Consider the following 4,009-nt stretch of genomic DNA (forward strand, 5'->3'; position numbering starts at 1 on the left):
CATTGAGTGTGGGGTTTTTTTATTGTCTAAAATTTAAGTTTAAATTAGCCGCGAGTTACGAGTTTCGAGTTTCGAGTTTCAGGCAGAGCAAAAGCAACAGACTCCACTCTTATAAACACGACGCCATGCTCATTGAGTGCTTTGTTTATTGTCTAAAATTTAAGGTTAAATTAGCCGCGAGTTACGAGTTTCGAGACGCGAGTTTCAGCCAGAGTAAAAGCGACAGGACCTCTCATATAAACACGAACCCATTGTAATTGAGTTAAGTTACTTTAATTCCCCAATTGGCTTTGTCTAACTAAGATATTTCATCTCATGGTATATCTTATTTTGATAAAAGTTATTCGGGTACGCTTGGTTATAATTATTAACTAACAATAAGGATGACCTTGAGCATTAAAGCAAAAATCGTGAATTATAGTTTTATCTGATATACACTTCTTATACTTTAACGAACATAGATTTTTGCCCTTGTTTTCTACAAAACCACTTCACTCTTTCCATTTATCTAGTGTTGCTAACAACGTAGCTGAGATAAATTCAATTGATGATCTTAGTTGTTTAAAAGAATTGACGGATTCTGGAGAATATATTGTTATTGGTGAAGGCAGTAATACTATCTTCGTTGAGAATTATATGGGAACGATAGTATTAAATAAGCTAGTTGGAATCGAGTTAGAAGAAACCAAAGATCATTTTTATGTTTCTGTCAGTTCCGGTAATAATTGGAATGACTTTGTGGTTTGGTGCCTATCTAATAAAATCTATGGTTTAGAGAATTTAGCTTTAATACCGGGAACTGTAGGTGCTTGCCCAATACAAAATATTGGTGCTTATGGGGTCGAAGTTAAAAAGTTTATAGATAATGTTGAATATTATGACCTTGAAAGTGGACAAATTTGTACTCTGGACAATGAGCTTTGTGAATTTGGTTATAGAGATAGTATTTTCAAACATGATTTAAAATTTAATACCTTTATTACTAAAGTTAATTTTAAATTTCCAAAAACATGGCAACCCCAAGTTGATTATGCACCACTGAATAAATTAACTAATCCAAGTGCAAATGAGATTTACGATAAAGTTTGTGAAGTAAGAGCGTTAAAATTACCGGATCCAAAAACCATTGGTAATGCGGGGAGTTTTTTTAAAAACCCAATCGTTAGTAATAAAAAAGCAGATGAATTAATTTATCAGTACGAGGATTTACCTAACTATCATTTTAACTCGACCAGTAAGAAATTAGCCGCAGGTTGGTTAATAGAAAAAGCGGGATTAAAAGGATTTAGTTTAGGTAATGTTGCCGTACATGATAAACAGGCGTTGGTACTTACTAACCATACGGGCTATGCTGACGGTAAAGAATTAATAGAGTTAGCTAGTTATGTGATGAAAACGGTTCACGATAAATTTGGTGTGAGTTTGGAACCTGAAGTACGCTTCATTGGTAAACATGGTGAAGTAAAATTTAGCGAACTTAATCAGAATATTTATGGATAACAAACATAAAATTGTTCAAATATTAGCTGATGGTAACTTTCATTCTGGTGAAGTTATTGGTGAGCAACTAGGTATATCTAGAGCTGCGGTGTCAGGCCATATTAAAACGCTATCTAATATTGGTTTAGATATATATTCGATTACAGGAAAAGGCTATCAACTCGCAGGTGGATTAACTTTACTCAACTTAAAGAGTATTAGACAACATTCGAATTTAACTAATGAATTAGAGTTATTCCCAATCATTCCCTCCACGAATGAGTATTTAATGAGTTTAATTAAATCTAAAAACGGGTTGGTTGACGGTCACACTATACTGGCTGAGTGCCAAACGAAAGGCCGAGGTCGTAGAGGGAAAACTTGGCAAAGTCCGTATGGTAGTCATGTATATCTATCTCAATACAGAACGATGGATAGTGGTTTATCTGCGGCTTCAGGTTTAAGCATTGCGATTGGTTTGGCTGTCGCTAATACAATAAATCAATTTACCAAGTTACAGTGCCAACTGAAGTGGCCAAATGATGTGTTGGTCGATGGTAAAAAGATTGCTGGTATTCTTGTTGAGGCAGAAGGGCAGACAGATGGTGTTTGTCATTTAGTCATCGGCGTTGGTATTAATATAAATATGCCTGAGAGTTCAGCTGATTATATTGAACAACCTTGGACAGATCTAAACAACATAAGTGATGAATTAATAGATAGGAATGTGTTTATAGCAAAGCTTCTACAACAATTAGATGAGGTTTACCAAGAGTACCAATTACACAGGCTAGATAATTTGTATGAGCAATGGAATGATAATAATGCGTTTGCCAATCTAACAGTAGAGTTATCAAGTGTCACTAAGAAACAAGTGGGTAAATGTTTAGGTATTGATACTAACGGAGCGCTACTGTTAGAAGACATAAGTACTAAAGTGGTTTCAAAAGTCTTCGGTGGTGAAGTTAGTTTAAGAAAAAAACTTAAAGAAAATTAAATGATAATTTTAATTGATGCCGGAAATACCAACGTTAAGCTAGCAACTGTATCTAACCATGGCCAGATAACAAGCGTTAGTCACTCTGAATTTTATCAAAACATATCAGATGTGAAGGAAGTTATTTATGCTGCAGTTGCAACATCATCGACGTTAGTAGAGATATTAGCCTTATGTAAAAAGCACAAAATCCCCACTAAAAAAGTAACGGTTACTCAAAGCTTTAAGAATATTAAATGTGGCTACAAGGTAGTGGAAAACTTGGGGGTAGATAGGTGGTTAGCCGTAATTGGTGCTAGGTTGAGTTATCAAGATGAATTTTTATTAATCGTAGATGCTGGAACTGCAATTACGCTGGATGTTTGCTCTGAAAATCATCATTTAGGTGGATGGATAGCTCCCGGTTTAAGCTTAATGCAATCGAGTATTGTCGAAAAAGCGCCAGGTGTTTTTATAGATTCAGATATAAATGCTGAAGTATTTGGCACGAACACACCTTCAGCATTATTCCATGGCTGTGTAAATTCGTTAGCGGGAATGATTGAAAGAGCCCAAAAATCTGTAGTGTTAGTAAATGATACAGATGAAAAAGCGGCGAAAATCATTTTAACCGGCGGTGATGCTAGTTTAATTAATAAATATTTAGCCTTACCGAGTGAAGTTAATATAGATCTCGTCTTTATTGGTTTAAAACAATTTATAGAATAGTTGAATGTAAAATAAACAATATGATTGTTTACTTCTACTATTTGCTCACTTCCTATACAAACAAACAATAAATGTTAAAAAAAAACCTTTTTACTATTGCCAATTTAAAATCCATGCCATAGAATGCGCCCCACTTGATGCAGTGCCGGCTTAGCTCAGTTGGTAGAGCAACTGACTTGTAATCAGTAGGTCGCCAGTTCGACTCCGGCAGCCGGCACCATCAATTCTTACTTAGGTAATTTTAATTGCTAGGCCAAGTGAGATACAATGTGGAGGGGTTCCCGAGTGGCCAAAGGGATCAGACTGTAAATCTGCTGGCTCTGCCTTCGGTGGTTCGAATCCACCTCCCTCCACCATCTATTCTTTTATCGAGATAAATCGTCTTGATAAAAAAAGGTCGGCTCGCGACCTTCTATGCTTTGGTCGAGAAGTTGATACAAAGCGGACGTCGTATAATGGTATTACTCTAGCCTTCCAAGCTAATAACGCGGGTTCGATTCCCGCCGTCCGCTCCAAACTTTTGCTGATATAGCTCAGTTGGTAGAGCGCATCCTTGGTAAGGATGAGGTCGGCAGTTCGAATCTGCCTATCAGCACCATCTTTCTCTTTTCCATCCTTGCATAAATTAATCAATTTTATATATCACGCTTTATATCTAAAGCGATTTGTTAACTCAACTTAGAAAGGTCACTACAATGGCAAGAGAAAAGTTTGAACGTACGAAACCGCACGTTAACGTTGGTACAATTGGTCACGTTGACCACGGTAAAACTACTCTAACAGCAGCAATTTCTGCAGTGTTAAGTAAAACATACGGTGGCGAAT

At 36.4% G+C, this 4,009-nt stretch carries 4 protein-coding genes and 4 tRNA genes; all 8 read left to right on the forward strand.

Annotation, left to right across the window (positions count from 1 at the left end; genetic code table 11):
• The first annotated feature begins 471 nt into the window (after window positions 1–471).
• The gene (gene murB, locus KO505_RS16135; RefSeq protein ID WP_216056505.1) at window positions 472–1,500 is read left to right on the forward strand and encodes a UDP-N-acetylmuramate dehydrogenase; all 1,029 of its coding nucleotides are present in this window, start codon (window positions 472–474) and stop codon (window positions 1,498–1,500) included.
• Entirely contained in the window at window positions 1,493–2,476 is a 984-nt protein-coding gene (gene birA, locus KO505_RS16140) for a bifunctional biotin--[acetyl-CoA-carboxylase] ligase/biotin operon repressor BirA (protein WP_216056506.1), read from the forward strand. The genes murB and birA overlap by 8 nt, the downstream gene beginning before the upstream one ends.
• Window positions 2,477–3,184: a type III pantothenate kinase gene (locus KO505_RS16145; protein ID WP_216056507.1), complete on the forward strand. Its 708-nt coding sequence runs from the start codon at window positions 2,477–2,479 to the stop codon at window positions 3,182–3,184.
• Window positions 3,185–3,328: 144 nt separating this feature from the next.
• Window positions 3,329–3,404: transfer RNA gene (locus KO505_RS16150), tRNA-Thr, on the forward strand.
• Window positions 3,405–3,455: 51 nt separating this feature from the next.
• Window positions 3,456–3,540: transfer RNA gene (locus KO505_RS16155), tRNA-Tyr, on the forward strand.
• Window positions 3,541–3,625: 85 nt separating this feature from the next.
• Window positions 3,626–3,699: transfer RNA gene (locus tag KO505_RS16160), tRNA-Gly, on the forward strand.
• A 7-nt stretch (window positions 3,700–3,706) separates the two neighbouring features.
• Window positions 3,707–3,782, forward strand: a tRNA-Thr gene (locus KO505_RS16165).
• Window positions 3,783–3,879: 97 nt separating this feature from the next.
• On the forward strand, window positions 3,880–4,009 hold a 130-nt coding region (locus KO505_RS16170; RefSeq protein ID WP_252731616.1), incomplete at its 3' end, for a GTP-binding protein.

This window comes from Psychrosphaera sp. F3M07, assembly GCF_018860345.1.
GTDB lineage: Bacteria > Pseudomonadota > Gammaproteobacteria > Enterobacterales > Alteromonadaceae > Psychrosphaera > Psychrosphaera aquimarina.

What these genes read in the sequence shown, in the direction of transcription:
- KO505_RS16145 (WP_216056507.1), top strand. Translation starts at nt 2,477, where the DNA reads ATGATAATTTTAATTGATGCCGGAAATACCAACGTTAAGCTAGCAACT.
- birA (WP_216056506.1), top strand. Translation starts at nt 1,493, where the DNA reads ATGGATAACAAACATAAAATTGTTCAAATATTAGCTGATGGTAACTTT.